The organism is Brevundimonas sp. M20 (assembly GCF_006547065.1).
GTDB lineage: Bacteria > Pseudomonadota > Alphaproteobacteria > Caulobacterales > Caulobacteraceae > Brevundimonas.
On the sequence record NZ_CP041243.1, the window covers coordinates 663,516 to 683,052 of the forward strand.

12 protein-coding genes are annotated in these 19,537 nt (G+C 68.1%); 8 read left to right on the forward strand and 4 right to left on the reverse strand.

What is annotated here, in order from left to right; all coding sequences use genetic code 11:
- Positions 1–168 precede the first annotated feature (168 nt).
- The 3 genes from FKQ52_RS03180 to FKQ52_RS03190 are packed head-to-tail and all read right to left on the reverse strand — an operon-like array spanning position 169 to position 6,051.
- Positions 169–1,611: an efflux transporter outer membrane subunit gene (locus FKQ52_RS03180; protein WP_141625851.1), complete on the reverse strand. Its 1,443-nt coding sequence runs from the start codon at positions 1,609–1,611 to the stop codon at positions 169–171.
- Complete coding sequence (locus FKQ52_RS03185; protein WP_141625852.1) at positions 1,611–4,847, reverse strand: efflux RND transporter permease subunit; 3,237 nt, start codon at positions 4,845–4,847, stop codon at positions 1,611–1,613. The genes FKQ52_RS03180 and FKQ52_RS03185 overlap by 1 nt, the downstream gene beginning before the upstream one ends.
- 7 nt (positions 4,848–4,854) lie before the next feature.
- Positions 4,855–6,051, reverse strand: coding sequence for an efflux RND transporter periplasmic adaptor subunit (locus FKQ52_RS03190; protein WP_141625853.1), 1,197 nt, complete (start codon positions 6,049–6,051; stop codon positions 4,855–4,857).
- Between the two features lie 278 nt (positions 6,052–6,329).
- Between FKQ52_RS03190 and FKQ52_RS03195 the strand changes: the two genes are divergently transcribed.
- Entirely contained in the window at positions 6,330–6,791 is a 462-nt protein-coding gene (locus tag FKQ52_RS03195; RefSeq protein ID WP_240811725.1) for a TetR family transcriptional regulator, read from the forward strand.
- Positions 6,792–6,924: 133 nt separating this feature from the next.
- Positions 6,925–11,313 carry an Ig-like domain-containing protein gene (locus tag FKQ52_RS03200; protein WP_141625854.1) on the forward strand — a complete coding sequence of 1,463 codons (4,389 nt, stop codon included), beginning with the start codon at positions 6,925–6,927 and terminating at the stop codon, positions 11,311–11,313.
- 25 nt (positions 11,314–11,338) lie between these two features.
- On the opposite strand, the gene FKQ52_RS03205 is transcribed toward FKQ52_RS03200, so the two are convergent.
- The gene (locus FKQ52_RS03205) at positions 11,339–11,773 is read right to left on the reverse strand and encodes a PaaI family thioesterase (RefSeq protein ID WP_141625855.1); all 435 of its coding nucleotides are present in this window, start codon (positions 11,771–11,773) and stop codon (positions 11,339–11,341) included.
- An 82-nt stretch (positions 11,774–11,855) separates the two neighbouring features.
- Between FKQ52_RS03205 and FKQ52_RS03210 the strand changes: the two genes are divergently transcribed.
- From FKQ52_RS03210 to FKQ52_RS03235, 6 genes are all read left to right on the forward strand, one after another.
- The gene (locus tag FKQ52_RS03210) at positions 11,856–12,170 is read left to right on the forward strand and encodes a DUF3253 domain-containing protein (protein WP_141625856.1); all 315 of its coding nucleotides are present in this window, start codon (positions 11,856–11,858) and stop codon (positions 12,168–12,170) included.
- A 135-nt stretch (positions 12,171–12,305) separates the two neighbouring features.
- A complete protein-coding gene (locus FKQ52_RS03215; protein WP_141625857.1) occupies positions 12,306–12,890 on the forward strand; it encodes a uracil-DNA glycosylase family protein in 585 nt (194 codons plus the stop codon).
- On the forward strand, positions 12,887–13,897 hold the full coding sequence (locus FKQ52_RS03220; protein WP_141625858.1) for an alpha/beta fold hydrolase: 1,011 nt from the start codon (positions 12,887–12,889) through the stop codon (positions 13,895–13,897). The genes FKQ52_RS03215 and FKQ52_RS03220 overlap by 4 nt, the downstream gene beginning before the upstream one ends.
- 242 nt (positions 13,898–14,139) lie before the next feature.
- Positions 14,140–15,231 (forward strand): Glu/Leu/Phe/Val dehydrogenase, encoded by a 1,092-nt coding sequence (locus tag FKQ52_RS03225; RefSeq protein ID WP_141628205.1) that lies wholly within the window; start codon positions 14,140–14,142, stop codon positions 15,229–15,231.
- A 286-nt stretch (positions 15,232–15,517) separates the two neighbouring features.
- Positions 15,518–17,569, forward strand: a complete 2,052-nt coding sequence (gene cckA, locus FKQ52_RS03230; protein ID WP_168196779.1) for a cell cycle histidine kinase CckA — start codon at positions 15,518–15,520, stop codon at positions 17,567–17,569.
- Between the two features lie 68 nt (positions 17,570–17,637).
- The gene (locus tag FKQ52_RS03235) at positions 17,638–19,479 is read left to right on the forward strand and encodes a M61 family metallopeptidase (RefSeq protein ID WP_141625859.1); all 1,842 of its coding nucleotides are present in this window, start codon (positions 17,638–17,640) and stop codon (positions 19,477–19,479) included.
- The last annotated feature ends 58 nt before the right edge of the window (positions 19,480–19,537 follow it).

The following is a 19,537-nucleotide window of genomic DNA, read 5'->3' on the forward strand; positions in this document are numbered from 1 at the left end:
AGCGCCGTAAGCGTTCTCACCGTCTCTGTCCCCCGTCCACGTGGGGCCTTGATGGGGCAGTGCGCCCGGCGGGACCAGTTAAACTCCGGTAAGGACGAGGTTCCGACCATGAAAAAGGGGAGGCTGTTTCCAGCCTCCCCTTCGTCATTTCAGCCTGGACCGGAGGCCTCAGCTTTCGGTCTCCCATCCGCCCGCCAGCGCCTTGAACAGGGCGATCTGGTAGGTGGTGACCTGGGCGTTCGAGGCGGCCAGCTGGGCGTCGGCGGCGGCCAGCGTCCGCTCCGCGTCCAGCACCGTCAGGAAGCTGTCAGCGCCGGCGTTGAAGCGTAAACGCGACAGGCGGGCGGCGTTGGCGGCCTGATCCCGCGCCGACTGGAGGGCCGACCGGCGGTCCAGCTCGTTGGCGTAGTTGGCCAGAGCCGTCTCCGTCTCCTGCAGGGCGACCAGCACCGTCTGGTCGAACGTCGCCAGTGCGGCGTCCGAACCGGCCGAGGCCTGTTCGATGCGCGCGCGGGCGGCGAACACGTTCGGGAACGACCAGCTGATCAGCGGACCGACCGAGAAGCGGAAGTTCTCGCTGTCGCCCAGACCGCTGCCGTCCAGCGACGTCGCGCCGGCCGAACCGCCCAGGGTGATGCGCGGGAACAGGTCCGCGGTCGCCACATTCACCCGCGCCGCCGCGGCGGACAGGTTGCGTTCGGCCTGACGGATGTCAGGACGACGGGCCAGCAGGGCCGCACCGTCGCCGACCGGGATCGGCTGGCTCAGTTGCGGCGGGGTCATGCAGGCGCGGGCCGCCGTGCTGGCTTCCGCCGGGGTGCGCCCGGTCAGGGTGGCCAGACGGAACAGGGCGCCGTCGCGCTGGGCCCGCAAGGGCGGCAGGCTCGAACGGGTCGATTCCAGCGCCGAGCGGGCCCGGGCGACGTCCAGTCCGTTGCCCGAACCGGCGTCCAGCAGACCTTGCGTCAGGCGGACGGTGTCCGACTGCAGCTCGATGGTCCGCTCCGCCACGGCGATCTGGGCGTTGGCCGAGCAGGTGTCGGCATAGGCCCGGGCCGTTTCCGCCGCGACCGTGACCCGGACGATGTCCAGAGCGGCCTCGGCGGCGGCGGCGTCCGCGCGGGCGGCGCGGATGGTCGACTCGACCCGGCCGAACAGATCGACCTCGTAGGAGACGTCCAGACCGGCCGTATAGGTGTCCACGTCGGGCGCGTTCTCGCCGGGCGGGAGCGTCCCCGCCGGCAGGGTCGCGGCCGAGGCGCGGCTGTTGGTGTAGCCGGCCGAGGTCGTCGTCGTCGGGAAGCGGCCGACACGCGCCTCGCCCAGCGCCGCGCGGACGCGACGCAGGTTGGCGGCGGCGGCCTCAAGCTCGTTGTTCTCGGTCAGCGCCTCCTGGACCAGACCGTCGAGGGTCGGGTCGTTGTACAGGCGCCACCAGTCGTTGCGAGCCGAAGAAGTCGAGACCGCCGGTGAGGCGGTCCCGATGAAGGCGCCCGACGCTGAGGGGGGAAGGGTAGCGTCAGGCGCCTTCGGCCCGACCGCGCACGACGCCAGCAGGAGGCTGGCCCCGGCGGTTGCGGTCAGGAACCGGAGAGAGGGTCGAACAGTCATCAGGCGTCTCCCGAGCGGACGGTCGCGGTGTCCGCGTCTTGCGGGGGAAGGGGGGGGGGCGCTTCCTTGGTCGTCTTCGGCGCGCCCGGCAGCCTGGAGGCCACCCAGCGCATGACGACGTAGAAGACCGGCGTGAAGATCAGACCGAAGAAGGTCACGCCCAGCATGCCGGAGAAGACGGCGGTGCCCAGCGACTGACGCATCTCCGCGCCCGGACCCGTGGCCAGCATCAGCGGCACGACGCCGAAGATGAAGGCGAACGAGGTCATCAGGATCGGGCGCAGACGGGTCTGGGCGGCGCGCACTGCGGCATCCCAGCGGTTCATGCCCTCGTCCTCGGCCTGCTTGGCGAACTCCACGATCAGAATGGCGTTCTTGGCGGCCAGGGCGATCAGCACCACCAGTCCGATCTGGACCAGGATGTTGTTGTCCAGACCCCGAAGGTTGACCCCCAGGATCGCGGCCAGAAGACACATCGGGACGATGAGCACGACCGCCATCGGCAGGGTGAAGGCCTCATACTGCGCGGCCAGCACAAGGAAGACGAAGACCACGGCCATCATGAAGATCATGGTCGCGCCGCCCGACGCCTGCTTCTCCTGCAAGGCCAGACCGGTCCACTCGTAAGAGAAGCCCGGCGGCAGGGTGGCTTCGGCCAGTTTCTCCATTTCGGAGATGGCCTGACCGGACGACACGCCCGCCGCCGCCTGACCTTGCAGCTCGGCTGCCGGGAACAGGTTGTAGCGGACGATACGCGACGGACCGGAGTCCTCCCGCAGGTTAGCCACCGAGCCGATCGGCACCATGGCGCCCGTGGCGGAGCGGGTCTTCAGGTTGGCGATGTCCGCCATGTCGTCACGCGACGTCGGCTCCGCCTGCGCCGTCACCCGGAAGGTGCGACCCAGGAAGTTGAAGTCGTTGACGTAGGACGAACCCAGATAGACGCTCAGGGTGTCGAACACGGCCGACGGCTGCACGCCCATCATCAGCGCCTTGTCACGGTCGACGTCGGCGGCGATGCGCGGCGAACCGGTGTTGTAGGTCGAGAAGACCTGCTGCACCTGATCCGGCGCCTGGGCGGCGGCGCCCATCATGGCGAAGGTCGAGCCTTCCAGCGCGCGGTAACCCGCGCCGGAGGTGTCCTGCACCATCATCTGGAAGCCGTTGCCGTTGCCCAGACCCTGAACCGCGGGCGGGGCGATCACGAAGATCTGCGCGTCCTCGATGCCCATGGTGGCGCCGGTGATGGCCCCCGCCAGGGCGGCCGCGCTCTGCTCGGCCGTCTTGCGATCATCGAAGGCGTTCAGGCGGACGAAGATGGTCGCCGCGTTGGAGCCGAACGAGAAGCTGGTGCCGTCCAGACCGGCGAAAGCCACCATGCCCTCGACGCCCTCGGTCGACTTGATGATGTCCGAGGCGCGCTTCATCACGGCTTCGGTGCGGTCCAGCGACGAACCCGGCGGCAGTTGCACGACGCCGATCAGGAAGCCCTGATCCTGCTCCGGGATGAAGCCGGACGGGGTGTCGACCAGACGCCAGGCGGTCAGGCCCAGCAGACCGACATAGATCACCAGCACGATGCCGACGGTGCGCACGAGGCGGGCCGTCAGGCGACCGTACTTGTCCGACAGCCAGTCGAAGCCTTCGTTGAACTTACGACCGGCGAAGCCGACGTAGTAGACGATGGAGCCCCACAGGCCCGGCTTGCGGTGGTGGTCATGTTCCTTGTGCGGCTTCAGCAGCAGCGCGGCCATGGCCGGCGACAGCGTCAGCGACACCAGCAGCGACACGACCGAGGCGGTCGTGATGACGATGGCGAACTCGCGGTAGAAGATGCCCGGGATGCCCGGCACGAACATGGTCGGCACGAACACCGAGACCAGCACCAGACCGATCGAGATCAGCGCGCCCGACACTTCCTGCATGGAGCGGTAGGCCGCCTCCTTGGGAGACAGTCCCTCGCGGATGTAGCGTTCGACGTTCTCGACCACGACGATGGCGTCATCGACGACGATGCCGACCGCGAGGACGAGGGCGAACAGGCTCAGCGAGTTGATCGAATAGCCCAGCAGCATCTGGACGGCGAAGGTCGCCACCAGCGCCACGGGGATGGCCACGATCGGAATGATGGCCGCGCGCCAGGTCTGCAGGAAGACCAGCACCACGAGCACCACCAGGATGACCGCTTCGAACAGGGTGTGCTGCACGGACTCGACCGAGGCCGCGACGAACTCCGTCGGGTTGTAGGCGACCGAGATCGCCATGCCCTGCGGCAGTTCCGCCTTGAAGGCCTCGACCTCGGCCATGACGCGGTCAGCGGTGCCCAGCGCATTGGCGCCCGGTTGCTGCACGATGGCGATGCCGACGCCCTGCTGGCCGTCGAAGAAGCCCTTGATCCCGTAGTCCTGGGCGCCGAGTTCGACACGGGCGACGTCACGAACGCGGGTCACACGGCCTTCGGCGTCCGTCTTGATGACGATGTTTCCGAACTCGCCGGGATCGCTCAGACGGCCCTGGACCTGCACCGGCAGCTGGAAGGCCGCGGCGTTGGTGGGGAAGGGCGGCTGACCGATGGAACCGGCGGCGGCCTGGACGTTCTGGGCTTGCAGGGCGGCGACGATGTCCGGACCGGTCAGGTCGCGCGCGGCGGCCTTGGCCGGGTCGATCCAGACCCGCATCGAGTAGTTGCCGCCGCCGAAGATCGAGACGTTGCCGACCCCCTCGATCCGCAACAGGCGGTCCCGCAGCGTCGAGTTGGCGTAGTTCCCGACGTAGTCGTTATCCAGCGAACGGTCCGGGGACGTGAGCCCCAGGATCATCAGGAAGCCCGATTCCTGCTTGTTCACGGTCACGCCGATCTGGCGCACCTGAGCAGGCAATCTCGGCTCCGCCAGCGCCACGCGGTTCTGAACCAGAACCTGCGCGGCATCCAGATCGGTGCCCGGGTTGAAGGTCACGGTGATCGCCACCGTCCCGTCCGATGTGGACGAGGATGACAGGTACAACATGCCCTCGACCCCGTTGACCTCCTGCTCGATCGGGGCGGAGACGGTCTCCGCCACGGTCTCGGCCGAGGCGCCCGGATAGGCGGTGTTGATGGTGATGGTGGGCGGCGCGATCTCCGGATACTGCGACAGAGGCAGCAGCGGATACGCGAACACCCCGATCAGGGTGATGAACACCGAGATCACGGCCGCGAAGATCGGCCTGTCGATGAAGAAGCGTGAGATGTTCATTGTCGGATCAGTCGCCCGAGACGCTGGCGGTGAACGTGGCGGTGGAGGCCGGGGCGGCGGTGGTCACGGGCGCTTGCGCCTGTTGGGCCACCGGTTCGATGCGGCCGTTGCGGGCCTGCACCTTCACGCCCGGCTGCTGCACACGTTGCAGGCCGCTGATGATGACACGGTCGTTGGCTTGCAGGCCGCCGCGGACGACCCGCAGGCCGTCGACCAGCGGTCCGAGTTGAACCGTGCGCGGGGCGACCGAACCGTCGGCGGCCACGACATAGACGACGCGGCGGGCCTGATCGGTGGCGATGGCGGCGTCGGGCACCAGCATGGCCTGATACGAGCCGGCGCCGGCCAGACGGGCCTGACCGAACATGCCCGGCTTCAGGAAGCCGTCGGCGTTCGGCACCAGGGCGCGCAGGCGGATGACGCCCGAGGCCGTGTCGACCGCGTTGTCGGTGAAGTCCAGCGAGCCGGTGCGGGTGTAGCCGCTTTCGTCCTGCAGGCGGATCTGGATCGGCGCGGCGCCGTTCCGGGCCTGACGCTGATACTTCAGCAGCACGGCTTCAGAGCCGTCGAAGACGAAGTGGATCGGAGCACTGGAGACCACGGTGGTCAGGACGTCGGCCTGCGACGAACCGCCGGCGACCAGATTGCCCGGATCGACGCGCCGGTCGGACACGCGGCCCGAGATCGGGGCGGTGACGCGGGTGAACTCCAGGTCCAGCTGGCGGGCGCGCACCGCGGCGTTGGCGGCGGCGACCGCGGCTTCGGCCTGCTGCACGGCGCCGCGACGGGTGTCGACCTCGGCCTGCGAGACGGCTTGCGACGCCAGCAGGGTTTCCGAACGCGTCAGCTCCGTGCGGGCCAGGTTCAGTTGCGCCTGCGCCTGCGCCAGCGTCGCGCGGGCCGAGGCCATGGCCGCCTGGGCCGGACGCGGGTCGAGAGTGAACAGCAACTGGCCGCGCCGGACATAGTCGCCGTCGCGGAAGTGAACGCCCTGGATGTAGCCGCCGACGCGCGCACGCACCTCGACGGACTGGGTCGCTTCAAAGCGGCCCGTAAACTCATCCCAATCCTGCACCGCGCGCTGCAGCGGGACCGCGACGGTCACCTGCGGAGCGGGAGGCGTCTGCGCCTCGCTGGATTGAGAACAGCCATAGAGCGCGGCGGCCATCAGGGCCGACGCGGTCACGATCTTCACCGTGCGCATGAACGCAAATCTCCGAATGGGAGCAAATCCCTGTCCTTGTCGACATACGGAGTTCGGGGAGGAAAGCCGCTAGTCAACGCCCGGTGACTTAATGGTGATGCGCCTGCGCCTTGTCAACGGGTGATGACAAAGCCATATTCCCGCTGGGGCTATTCTGGAGTGCTAACCCATTGTTTTGTCATGCTGCGCCGCGACCAAGAAATGCTGAAGCGACTCGCGCGGCGATCCTGAGCGCGGCCCAGGAGCGCTTTTCGAAGGAAAGCTACGACGATGTGGGCATGCGGAACATCGCCGCCGACGTAGGGGTCGATGCGGCTTTGGTGTCGCGCTACTTCGGCTCGAAGGAGGACCTGTTCGCCGCCGTTCTGGACAGCTGCTCCAACGGCAATGAGCTGATGGAGGGGCCCCGCTCCGAGTTTGGCCGCCGCGTCGCGCACGAGGTCATCTTCAAGCCGGCCAAGGCGGGCAAGCTGAAGGGCCTGCTGATCATGCTGCGCTCGGTCGGCTCGGCCAAGGCGATGGAGATTGTCCAGCGCACCGGCACCGAGCGGTTCTTCAACCCGTTCGCCGACTGGGTCGGCGGCGAGGACGCCATGCTGCGCGCCCGTCTGGCCGCCGCGACAATCATGGGCATGGCGGTCAGCCGGGAAATCACCGGCGGCTTCGGCCTGACCCGCGAAGAGTGTGAGCGTATGGAAATGCGAATGGCTTCAATGCTTCAGGGCATAGTGGATAACTAAAGATGGTATAGAGATATCAATCTCGACGCGATTTTAGGACTTTCTTAAGCAACAAACGTTCGCGGCGCCGCAATATCGCCTTTGAAATCTCCGTATTTGCCACATTCTCAAAGATGTGGCCTGGAGTGGATTGGTGGTGGAAACTGAAAACGATTTCGGTACGCCGCCGGCCACTGATGAAGGCGCGCCGCCCTACACCTACTCGTGGGACTTCGATTACGGGCTTGGCCCGTGGACGACCTGGTTCTCGCCGTCGGTGGTCAACGAACCGGGCGGTCAGATCGAGAACTTCACCCGCCTTCAGGCCTCTGGCCTGCTTGACGCCAACCACATCGACGGCATCGGCGCCATCTGGCTGATGGCCCACCTCTCTACGCCGACCCTCGGCTCGCCCGGCGCGCTGAACCTTCAGGACGCCGAGTTCAGTATGACCGTGCGCAGCACGGACTTCGACCCCAACGGCGGTCAGCTGGCGATCTGGATCTGCCGCTATGTGCCCGAGACCGGGCTGATGGAGAATTTCACCGTCGGTCTGCAGGTCACCAACTGGGCCAACACAGGCACGGACCTGCTGGACCAGATTTCCGACGAGTGGACCACCGTCACGCTCCGGATCAGCAACGACCCCGCCGACTGGACCTACGCGGGCAACTATCAGTCCATGGAGGGGGACTGGGCGGACCGCTACATGCCGTTCGACCTTCAGGAGACCTTGTCGAACGTCAACGCGACCCTGCATCTGGTCGTGCTGAACCCTGATCCGGATAACGCCCCGACCGGCTTCCTGGATCTGGCCAACATCACCGTCAGCACCCACACCCCGGCCACCCCCGATGGTCTGGCGGGCTCCAACCCCGAGGTCCATCACGGGCTCGAGGATCAGGTCGCGACCGGCCGGCTGGCGGGCAGCGACAGCGTGGACATGGCCAATGCGACCTTCAGCCTGGTCGCGGACTCGGCCACGAACGGCGTGGCGACCATCGACCCCGCCACCGGCGCCTTCACCTTCACCCCGCCCGCAGACTGGTACGGCCCCACCTACAATCAGGGCTACGCCACCTTCCGCTATACGGTCAGCGACGGCGTCACCACGTCTGAGCCGATCACCGTCGTGGTCTATATCGGCGGCGTGAACGATGCGCCGGAACTGACGACCCGGTCCGAGGACGCCGAGCTGATCGCGGGCCAGCCCTTCTCGTTCAGCCTGTTCAAGGGTTCGGACGTCGACGGCGACCAACTGACCTTCAAGGTCGTGGCGGACTCCGTCGTCGGCGGCACGCTGACGCTCGACGCCCGCACCGGCCGGTATGTGTTCACCCCGGACGAAGGGTTCACCGGCGCGGCCTCGTTCCGCTACACCGTGTCCGACGGCCAGCTCGACAGCGCCGAAAAGACCGTCACCCTGAACGTCCACGCCGCCGGTGATCCGCCGCCGGTCATGACCTTCGATGACGCGGTCAACTTCCTCATCGCCGGTGATCTGGAGCAGTGGCAGTACTGGGTCGTCCGGCTGGCCGACACCGATCCCAACGCCGCCTACCACTACGCCACCTGGCTGAATGACGGGATCAACGGCGCCACCCTGAACTGGGATCTCGCCCGCCACTATTATGAAGCCGCCCTCGGCGCGACGCCGGATGTGAATCTGCGTCTGGCCACCCTCTATGTCGGCGGCATGGGGGGCGAGCGGGACTACGCGGGCGCCCGCGCCCTGCTGGAGGCGCTGCCGGACAATCCGGTCGCGATCTTCCGTCTGGCCATCCTGAACGACCTCGGCTTCGGCGCGCCCGTCGACAAGGCCCTGGCCGTCGAGGGCTATATCCAGGCCGCGAAGATGGGGAATATGGAGGCCGCCTGGAATCTGGGCCGCCGCTACCTCGCCGGCGAGGGCGTCGACGCCTCGCCCGAGGACGCCTATTTCTGGATCGGCCTCGCGGTGAAGTCCAACGTCGCGCCCAACTATGGCGTCCAGACCCTGCTTCAGGACAACATGGCTCTGGCCGCCGGCTCGCTGACCCCGGAACAGATCACCGCGCTCGACGCCGCCATCGCCGACTGGACGGTCGGAGACGCCTCCCCGGTCAATGATGCTCCGGTTCTCACGGGCGAGGACACGATTGTTCCGCCAGCCGCCGACGGCGGCCTCGTGACCGGAACCCTCGCCCTCGCACGCGACGCGGACGGCGACCGCCTGACCTATGAGTTGGTGGACGGCTCGGCCCTGAACGGAACCGTGACGATCAACCCGGCCACCGGCGCCTTCGTCTTTACGCCCACGCCCGGCTACAGCGGCTCTGCCGGTTTCACCTACGTCGTCAGCGATGGCCAGACGACCTCGACGCCGCGCACGGTCAACTTCCCGGTCGATACCGCCACCTTCGCCGCCGCCGACTCCGGTGATGTCGATGAGAACGCCATTCTGACGGTCGCCGCCGCCCAGGGGCTGCTGGCGAACGACAGTGCTGGGCAGGACGCGACCCTGGGCGTCACCGCCGTCAACGGCCTGAACACGAACGTCGGCGCCCCTGTCGTCGGAGCGTGGGGCGTTCTGATCGTCAACGCGGACGGGTCCTACGTCTTCACCCCGTCGGCGAAGGCCCTGACCCTGCTGCAAGGCCAGACCGCGACCGACACCTTCACCTACACCGCGACCGACTCCGAGGGAGTCAGCGTGGGCGCCACCCTGACCATCACCATCAATGGTCTGGCCGGAACGGTGATCGAGGGGACGGGTGTTGTCATCGGCTCGGCCTTTGACGACGCCTTGTTCGGCGGTGTCGGACGCGACGTGCTGATCGGACTGGACGGCGATGATCGCCTGATTGGCGGCGACGGCGTGCCGGACGAGCTCTACGGCGGTCGCGGCGACGACACCTATGTGGTCGACACTGTCGGCGACAGCATCGTCGAACTGGAAGGCGAGGGCTTCGATACGGTCGAAACCAGTGCCGCTGTCTATACCTTGCCGGCCAATGTCGAGGCCCTGACCTTCACCGGCGTCGGGGACTTCACCGGCACGGGCAATGCGCTGGACAACGTCATCACCGGCGGCGCCGGCGCGGACATCCTGTTCGGCCTGGACGGCGCCGACATCCTGCGCGGCGGCGGCGGACTGGACGTCCTGCACGGCGGCCGGGGCGACGACACCTATATCGTCGAGTCCGCGGGCGATGTGACCGTCGAGCTGGCGGGCGAGGGGATCGACACCGTCCTGACGGCCCTGCCCGAATGGACGCTCGGCGCCAATGTCGAGAACCTGACCTACCTTGGAACCGGCGCCTTTACCGGTCGCGGGAACGCCTCGAACAACACCATCACCGGCGGCGCGGGCGATGACGTCCTCAGCGGCGGGGCGGGGACCGATACGCTCATCGGCGGCGGAGGCCGCGACACCGCCGACTACGCCGATGCCCTGACCGGCGTGGATGTGCGCCTGAACGGCGGCGTCACCCGCAATGACGGCTTCGGCGGGACCGACACCCTGATCGGGATCGAGAACGTCACCGGTTCCGCCTTCGACGACCTGCTGATCGGCGACGCCGGAAGCAATGTCCTGCGGGGCGGTCTGGGCCGCGACACCCTGATCGGCATGGACGGCGACGACGTGCTGGACGGCGGCGCGGGGCTGGCCAACACCCTTCAGGGCGGGCGCGGCGATGATCTCTACATCGTCTCGGCGATCGGCGATTCCATCGTGGAGTTCGCGGGCGAGGGCTATGACACCATCCAGACCTCGCTGGGCTCGCTGCGCATGGCCGTCCATGTCGAGGAGCTGATCTACACCGGCTCGGGGACCTTCTTCGGTCAGGGCAATGCGGGCGACAACGTCATCCGCGGCGGCCTCGGTCGCGACACCCTGATGGGCCACGATGGCAATGACATCCTGATCGGCGGCGACGGCGCGCCTGATGAGCTGCACGGCGGCGCGGGCGACGACATCTATGTCATCACCTCGGGCGGCGACACCATCGTGGAATACGCGGACGGCGGCTTCGATACGGTCCAGACGACCCTGTCGTCCTACGCCCTGCGCCTGAACGTCGAGGCCCTGACCTATATCGGCGACGGTGACTTCACAGGCACGGGCACCAGCGAGGACAACGTCCTCACCGGCGGCGCGGGCAACGATTTGCTCAAGGGCGGGGGCGGAAACGACACCCTGATCGGCGGCGACGGGATCGACATCGCCGTCCTGACCGGCTTGCGCGATGACTATCTGCTGGAGCAGATCGACGGCGGCTGGCGCGTCACCGACCGCATCTCCAACCGCGACGGCGTGGACGTGCTTTACGGCATCGAGACCCTGCGCTTCGGCGACGGCCAGACCTTCGATCTGACCGCGCCGGCGACCAATGTCATCGCCGGGATGGACAAGGCCTCCGGCCCCCTGACCCTGCCGGGCGAGTCTGACCCGATCGACACCGGCGCGCGTCTGTTCGACAGGGCCGCTCATCAGATCGCTGCGCCGACCGGAGACACCATGGCGGTTCATCCCGGCGACGGTTGGGACGTCCTCATCTAGGGCGTCCCGGTCCTCGGGAGGGGGCTCAGCCGCGCGGTGTGAACTTCCGGATCACGCCCGAGAAGGTCATCAGGATGCGCTCGCCGGCGGTGATCTGGCCGCGCACGAAGATCAGGCTCTTGCCCGCGCGCACCACCTCGCCCGTCGCCTCGACCAGTTCGCCCACATAGGCGCCGTCGATGAAGGTCGAATCCAGCGACACGGTCACGCCCGACGCGCCCTCCATCTCCTGATAGGCCGTCTGGAACAGCGAGATGTCGGCGAAGGTCATCAGGCAGCCGCCGTGCATCCGGTCGCCCGCGTTCATATGCTTCTGCTCGGCCCGGAAGGCGCACCGCATCCGGCCGTCGGGGTCCGGCTTGAAGTAGAACGGCCCCACCACCTGATCAAAGGTGCCGTGCAGGTCATAGGTCTGCCACCCGGTGAACTCGCCCTCGGTGACGGTGATTTTCGCGACCATGATTGCCTCTTCGATACCCTGACGGCGCGCGACTTGAGCCGGACGCCTTCTTATCTCTCTCGCAATGCAGCATATAGGCCCGATGAGCGATCCAATCGAAGCCGCCATTTTCGAAAAACTGGCGAAGGCCGACCCCAAGAAGGTCGGTGGAAAGAGCATTGAGCCCTCGGACGTGGCCAAGGAACTGCAGCCCGAGCAGTGGCAGCGCATGCTGCCCAAGGTGAAGGCGACGGCGCTGGGCCTGATGCGTCAGGGCAGGCTGACCATCACCAAGAAGGGCAAGCCGGTCGATCCGAACGCGGTCAAGGGCGTCACCCGCCTGCGCCTGCCGACCCCGGAAGAGACCGCCGCCGCGCTCGCCGCCCTGCCGCCGAAGCCGGATGAAGACGAGGATTGAGAAATCCCGACATCCCTCCCCTTTATGGAGAGGGATGTCGATGCGGCGCGGCGACAGGGTGGGGTTTGTAGCCGAGCGCTCGGCTCCCCACCCGTCCCGCTTCGCGGTCCACCCTCCCCCTGAGGGGAGGGAGATTTGAGTCTCGAAACCGTTCTCACCGACATCCGCGCCTGCCGGGCCTGCCTCGGCCAGTTGCCGCATACCCCGCGCCCGGTGGTCCGCGTCTTCCCGGAGACGCGGCTGCTGATCTGCGGCCAGGCGCCGGGCCGGCGGGTGCATGAAAGCGGCCTGCCGTTCACCGATCCGTCCGGCGACCGCCTGCGCGACTGGCTGGGCGTGGATTACGAGACCTTCTATGCCGATCAGCGTATCGGGGTGGCGGCGCAGGCCTTCTGCTATCCCGGCACCGCACCGAAAGGCGGTGACTATCCGCCGCCGCGTAAATGCGCGGAGCTGTGGCGGCCTCAACTGCTGGCCGAACTGCCGAACGTCGAGCTGACCTTGCTGGTCGGCGGTTATGCGCAGGCGTGGGCGCTCGGCGATCGGGCGCGGGCGAACATGACCGAAACGGTCCGGGCCTGGCGCGACTACGCCCCCTCGATCCTGCCCCTGCCGCATCCGTCGTGGCGCAACACCGCCTGGCTACGCCGCAATCCGTGGTTCGAGGTCGAGGTCATCCCCTATCTGAAAGAGCGGGTTCAGGGCATCCTGTCCGCATGATCCGCAAGACCCTCGCCCTGCTGTTCACCCTGACGCTGACCTTGGCCTTGGCCGCCTGCGCCACGCCCACCGTCCAGCCGCCGCTGACGCCGCCGCCCGGCTTCACCGGTCCGGCGGTCGAGGGGCAGGCGCTCGTGATGGACGACGGCGCCCGCCTGCCGCTGTCCCGCTGGGCGCCTGAACAGGGCGAGCCGTGGGCCGTCATCATCGCCCTGCACGGCATGAATGACAGTCGCGCGGGCTTCCATCTGGCCGGGCCGTGGTGGGCGCAGAGGGGCATCGAGACCTGGGCCATCGATCAGCGCGGCTTCGGCGCCGCTCCCGGCCGCGGCGTCTGGGCGGGCGAGGCGCGGATGACCGAGGACCTGCGAACCACCGTCGCCCTGGCCCGCGCCCATCATCCGAACGCCGTCATCGCCGTGGTCGGCGAGAGCATGGGCGGCTCGGTGACCATCGCCGCCTTCGGTTCGGACCGTCCGCCCGCCGCCGACCGGATCGTCCTGCTGGCGCCCGGCGTCTGGGGCTGGAGCGCGGTCGGGCCGGTCAACGCCTCGGCCCTGTGGATCGCCGCCCGCACCATGGGGTCCGCCGCCGTCGATACGCCCGAGTGGGCCATCCGGCAGCACAAGGCCTCGGACAATATGGTCGAGCTCTACCGCAACGGCCGCGACCCCGGCAGCGTCATCTCGACCCGCTTCGACGCCGTCTATGGTCTGGTCAGCCTGATGGAGACCGCCTCGATCCGCCTGGGCTCGCTCGAGCAGCCGACCTTGCTGCTGTACGGCGCGAACGACAATGTGATCCCCAAATCGGCCATGCGTCTGGCCCTGCGCCGCGCCGGTGAGCGTCCCGGCTTCCGCACCGGCTATTACCCCGAGGGCTGGCACATCCTGAACCGCGACCTCCAGGCCGAGACCATGTTCCGCGACGTCGAGGCCTGGCTGCGCGACACCGCCGCGCCCCTGCCGTCCGGTGCTGGCCCTGTGCTGCCAGCGCTGGAGGGGTGATTGGTGATTGGTGACGGGTGGTTCGATGCGGCTGCCGTCGTCGCCTGACGGGCCGACACCGCACGTTGTCCCGGCCATCCACCAATCACCAATCACCAGTCACTTGCAGCCCCCGTCCGTTGCCGGATGCGCGCCGTCGACCGGGCCACGTCTCCCATCACGAAACCGCCATGCTTGCGGAGTATCTCCCCGGCGCGTAAGCAGCCGCGCAATAAAAATACACGGGAGTAACGCTTATGAGCATGACCCTTTTCGATTCGCCGTCGTTCGCGAACCACGAAGGCGTGCACGCGGTCTATGACGAAAAGACCGGCCTGCGCGCCATTATCGCTGTTCACTCAACCGCGCGCGGCCCGGCCGTCGGCGGCACCCGCATGTGGAACTACGCCTCCTCGGCTGAAGCACTCGAGGACGTCCTGCGCCTGTCCAAGGGCATGAGCTACAAGAACGCCGTGGCCGATCTGGAGATGGGCGGCGGCAAGTCGGTCATCATCGGCGACAGCCGCACCCAGAAGACGCCTGAACTGTTCGCCGCCTTCGGCCGCGCCGTCTCGACCCTCGGCGGTATCTACTACGCGGCTGAAGACGTCGGCGTGTCGGTCGCCGACATCGCCGAAGCCCGCAAGGTCACCCCCTATGTGCTCGGCCTGTCGGACGGCCCGGAAGCCTCGGGCGATCCGTCGCCGGTCACCGCCGAGGGCGTGTTCCGCTCGACCCTGACCGTCGCCCGTCGCCTGTGGAAGCAGGACGACCTGACCGGCCTGACCATCGCCCTGCAGGGCATCGGCCACGTCGGCGGCTATCTGGCCGACAAGCTGCACGCCGCCGGCGCCAAGCTGGTCATGACCGACGTCAACACGGCCCTGCTGGCCGAGGTCGCCGCCCGCACCAACGCCGAGATCGTCGCCCCGGACGCCATCTATGACGTGAAGGCCGACATCTACGCCCCGTGCGCCCTGGGCGCGACGCTGAACCCGCAAACCCTGGACCGCCTGTCGGCCAAGGCTGTCGTCGGCGCCGCCAACAACCAGCTGGCCACCCCGGAGATCGGCCGCATCCTGTTCGAGCGCGGCGTCCTCTACGCCCCTGACTATGTCGTCAACGGCGGCGGCATCATCAACGTCGCGTCCGAGCTGAACGCCCGCAACACCGGCGGCGCCTACGATCCGGCCTGGGTCGAGGGCAAGCTGTCGCGCCTGATGGAGACGCTCGACGAGGTTCTGGAACGCTCGGCCTCGGAAGGCCGTCCGACCCACGAAATCGCCGACTCGATCGCCGAAGCCCGCATCAACGCGGCCCGCGCCGAAAAGGCCGAGCAGCTGAAGGCGGCGTAAACGCTCCAGACGCATCGCGTTACCGACCGGCCGTCCTGCTCACGCGGGGCGGCCGGTTTGCGTTTCGGCCATACGACCAATTCTGACGTACCGGCCTGCTAATCTCTCCGAACCAACAATCCGGAGGCGCGCCAGCCGATAGACGGGATAGACGGCATAGACTCCATAGACGGTGTATTTCGACGGTCTCCACAGTCTCCACCGTCCATCGACGCCCGGATTCGCGCGACAGGCGCATCCGGCCCATCATCCCGCATTCCACCCGTTCTGATTCGGGCCGAGACGCATGACGACGACCACCGCCCGCCGCTCCATTGATCCGCTGCTGATCGTGATGGCGCTCGGCTTTGTCGTGGCGGTGGGGGCCATGGCCTATCCGGCCTTCCGCGCCGATCCCATGAGCACGCCGGGCCTGATCCTGATCTTCACCGTCGGGGCCGTGTCCCTGATCGGCCTGTTCACCTTCGCGCGCAGCGAAAGACGTCCGCCGACCGGCGACGCCGACGTGGACCTGCTCGACGCCATGGTCGAGCCCGCCGCCCTCGTCTGGTCCACCGGGCAGGTGCTGGCCTACAACGCCGCCTGGGCCAACGCCGGGGGCGCGACCGTGGCCCTGCCGTCCGCGCGTTCGGGCGGGGCCGCCTCGGCCCTCTACATGGCCTTCGCCCAGGCGCGGGCGGGCGAACATGGCCGCGCCATCGTCCCTGTCGGCGAGCGTGAGCTTGAAGTTCTGATCGGCCGGGCCGGGGAGGGACGCTTCCTCCTGCGCGCCGCGCCCGAGGCTGTCCTGCCCGTCGCCACGCCCGCCGCTGACCGTCCTGCCGCGGCCCAGAACGGTCCCGGTGGTCGCGCCATGGCCGCCGGTGCGCCCTTCGGCTCGGCCCTGATCCAGGCTGACGACCTGTTCGCCGGCAAGGTCGAGGAGGCCAACGCCGCCCTCGCCGTCCTGACCGGCCCGGCCGCCGCCCGCGACGCCGCTTTCGGCCACCTGTTCGAGCCGTCCGGCGTGGTCGAGGCCAAGGCCAAGCTGGCGGGCGGCTCCTCCGGCCCGATCGAGCTGGTCGCCCGCGCCCACCCCGACCGGATGCTCCACCTCTACGTCGCGCCCGAGAACGGCAAATGCCGGGTCTGGCTGTTTGACGTCTCGTCGCAGAAGTCGATGGAGCTCCAGCTCTCGCAAGCCCAGAAGATGCAGGCCGTCGGCCAGCTGGCGGGCGGCGTGGCGCACGACTTCAATAACCTGCTGACCGCCATCCAGATGCAGTTGTCCGAACTGCTGGAGCGCCACCCTGTCGGCGATCCGTCCTACGACGGCCTGAACCAGATCCGTCAGACCGCCATCCGGGCCGCCGATCTGGTGCGCAAGCTGCTGGCCTTCTCGCGCAAGTCCACCGTCCGTCGCGAGCGTCTGGACCTCGGTGAACTGGTCGGTGAGTTCGCCGTCCTGCTGCGCCGCCTGCTGCGCGAGGATGTGCGGCTCGAGACCGACTACGGCCGCGACCTGCCGGTGGTTCTGGCCGACAAGAGCCAGCTGGAAACCGCCGTCATGAACCTGGCCGTCAACGCCCGCGACGCCATGCGCGGCGTGGTCGAGCCGGGCGACGCCGTCGTCACCATCAAAACCCGCCGCCTGACGCGGGACGAGGCGCGCCAGATGGGCTGGGCCGCCGCCGAGACGGAGGCCGTCGCCCTGATCGAGGTGTCGGACACCGGCACGGGCGTCCCGCCCGAACTGCTGGACAAGATTTTCGAGCCCTTCTTCACCACCAAGGCGGTGAACGAAGGCACCGGCATGGGACTGGCCACGGTCTACGGCATCGTCGAACAGGCGGGCGGCCACATCAACGTCACCAACCTCGAAGGGGCCGGCGCCGCTTTCCGCATCTTCCTGCCCGAAGCCGCCGAGGCGGAACTGGCCGAGACCCCGGTGATCGAGAAGGTGGTCAAGGCGCCGCGCGACCTGTCCGGCGCGGGCCGCATCCTGTTCGTCGAAGACGAGGCCGCCGTGCGCGGCATCGCCGCCCGCCTGCTGCGTCAGCGCGGCTACGAGGTCATCGAGGCCGAGGACGGTGAACAGGCGCTGGAGCTGGCCGAGGAACACGCGGGCCAGATCGACATGATGATCTCCGACGTCATCATGCCCGGCCTCGACGGCCCCAGCCTGCTGAAGAAGGCCCGCAAATATCTCGGCGACGCCCCGGTCATGTTCATCTCCGGCTATGCCGAGAGCGACTTCTCCGACCTGCTGCAGGACGAGGTCGGCGTCTCCTTCCTGCCCAAGCCGCTGGACATCAAGACGCTGGCCGAGCGGGTGAAGCAGGAGCTCCACGCGGGCTGAACGATCCTTCACTTGTCAGGCGCCGATACTCGCGCCACGGTCCGCGCCGCGCTCTGGAGGGACCCCGCATGAAGTTCGCCGCCATCAGTCTGGCCGCCCTGTCGCTTGGCTTCGCGAGCCCTGTTCTGGCCCAGACCGCGCCGCCGGTCCGCTATGAGCTCAGCTTCGACAACGCCGTCCACCATGAGGCCCGGGTCACGGTCACCTGGCGCGAGATGGGCCGCGAGCCGGTGCGGTTCGAGATGTCCCGCTCCTCGCCGGGCCGCTATGCGATCCATGAGTTCGCCAGGAACGTCTATTCGCTGGCCGCCGTCGACGGCGCCGGCCGCCCGCTGGAGGTCGAGCGCACCGATCCCTACGGCTGGACGGTCTCGGGTCACGATGGAACGATCAGCGTCAGCTACACCCTGTTCGGCGACCGCGCCGACGGCACCTACGCCCAGATCGACGCCACCCACGCCCACCTGAACATGCCCGCCACCCTGCTGTGGGCGCGGGGTTATGATGACCGTCCGGTGGAGCTGACCTTCCGCTCGCCCGACCCGTCCTGGCGCATCGCCACCCAGCTGGCGCCCACCGCCGATCCGGCTGTCTTCACTGCGCCGAACCTCCAGTACCTGATGGACAGCCCGACCGAGCTCAGCGACCACCGGGTCCGCGAGTGGCAGGTCGATGATGACGGCGTCCCGCGCACCATCCGCATCGCCCTGCACGATCCGGGCACGGACGAGCATGCCGACATCTTCGCCGAGCGCGCCCGCAAGGTGGTGGACCAGCTGATCGCCGTCTTCGGCGACGTGCCCGACTTCGACTACGGGACCTACACCTTCATCGCCGACTACCTGCCCCACGTCAGCGGCGACGGCATGGAGCATCGCAACTCCACCATCCTCAGCGGCTCGCGCTCGCTGGCCGAGGGCAACTACAGCCAGATCGGCACCCTCAGCCACGAGTTCTTCCACTCCTGGAACGTGGAGCGCATCCGCCCTCGCGAGCTGGAGCCCTTTGATTTCACCCGCGCCAACCCGACCCCGTCCCTGTGGTTCGCCGAGGGCTTCACCAACTACTACGGCCCGCTGGCCATCCGCCGCGCCGGGGTGTCGAACATCGACGCCTTCCTCGCCAACGTCGGGGGCCAGTTCAACGCCGTGCTGAACAGCCCGGCGCGCGGCTATGGGAACCCGCGGGAGATGAGCCTGCGCGCGCCCTTCGTCGACGCCGCCGCCTCCATCGACCCCAACAACCCCAACATCTTCGTCAGCTACTACACCTGGGGCGCGGCTCTGGGCTTGTCGCTGGACCTGACGCTGCGCGACCGGTTCCGCAACGTGACGCTGGACGACTACATGCGCTGGATGTGGCGTCACCACGGAGTCAACGAGGTCCCCTACACCACCGACGATCTCCGCAAGGGTCTGGCCGCCGTGACCGGTGATCAGGCCTTCGCCGACGCCTTCTTCGCCCTCAGCATCGAGGGCAGCGAGCTGCCGGAGATCCAGCCCATGCTGGCGCAGGCGGGCATCCTGATGCGCCCCCGCAATCCGACCGCCGCCTGGCCCGGTCCGGCCCGGCTTCAGGTCACCGGCGAGACGGTTCGCCTCGCCTCCGCCACCGTCCCCGGCACGCCCCTCTACGTCGCCGGTCTGGAAAGCGGGGACGAGATCGTCGCTCTCGGCGAGACCGCCATCGACAGTCAGGCGGATTGGGATGATGCGCTCAAGGCGCTGAAGCCCGGCGACACCGTCGCCGTCCGCTTCATTCAGCGGGGGATCGAACGCACCGGCCAACTGACCCTCGGCAACGATCCGAACGTCGAACTGGTCCGCATAGAGACCACCGGCGTCACGCCGACGCCGCAACAACTGGCCTTCCGCACCGCCTGGCTCGGCGCCGAGAGCGAGCAGCCCTGAGCCCTCGGTCGAACGCCGCTTGCCAGCGGGGGCAGGGGGCGTTCAGTGTCGGGGTACG

What these genes read in the sequence shown, in the direction of transcription:
- FKQ52_RS03210 (WP_141625856.1), top strand. Translation starts at nt 11,856, where the DNA reads ATGAGCGATCCAATCGAAGCCGCCATTTTCGAAAAACTGGCGAAGGCC.
- FKQ52_RS03185 (WP_141625852.1), bottom strand. Translation starts at nt 4,847, where the DNA reads ATGAACATCTCACGCTTCTTCATCGACAGGCCGATCTTCGCGGCCGTG.
- FKQ52_RS03235 (WP_141625859.1), top strand. Translation starts at nt 17,638, where the DNA reads ATGAAGTTCGCCGCCATCAGTCTGGCCGCCCTGTCGCTTGGCTTCGCG.
- FKQ52_RS03195 (WP_240811725.1), top strand. Translation starts at nt 6,330, where the DNA reads ATGCGGAACATCGCCGCCGACGTAGGGGTCGATGCGGCTTTGGTGTCG.
- FKQ52_RS03180 (WP_141625851.1), bottom strand. Translation starts at nt 1,611, where the DNA reads ATGACTGTTCGACCCTCTCTCCGGTTCCTGACCGCAACCGCCGGGGCC.
- FKQ52_RS03220 (WP_141625858.1), top strand. Translation starts at nt 12,887, where the DNA reads ATGATCCGCAAGACCCTCGCCCTGCTGTTCACCCTGACGCTGACCTTG.
- FKQ52_RS03225 (WP_141628205.1), top strand. Translation starts at nt 14,140, where the DNA reads ATGACCCTTTTCGATTCGCCGTCGTTCGCGAACCACGAAGGCGTGCAC.
- cckA (WP_168196779.1), top strand. Translation starts at nt 15,518, where the DNA reads ATGACGACGACCACCGCCCGCCGCTCCATTGATCCGCTGCTGATCGTG.
- FKQ52_RS03205 (WP_141625855.1), bottom strand. Translation starts at nt 11,773, where the DNA reads ATGGTCGCGAAAATCACCGTCACCGAGGGCGAGTTCACCGGGTGGCAG.
- FKQ52_RS03190 (WP_141625853.1), bottom strand. Translation starts at nt 6,051, where the DNA reads ATGCGCACGGTGAAGATCGTGACCGCGTCGGCCCTGATGGCCGCCGCG.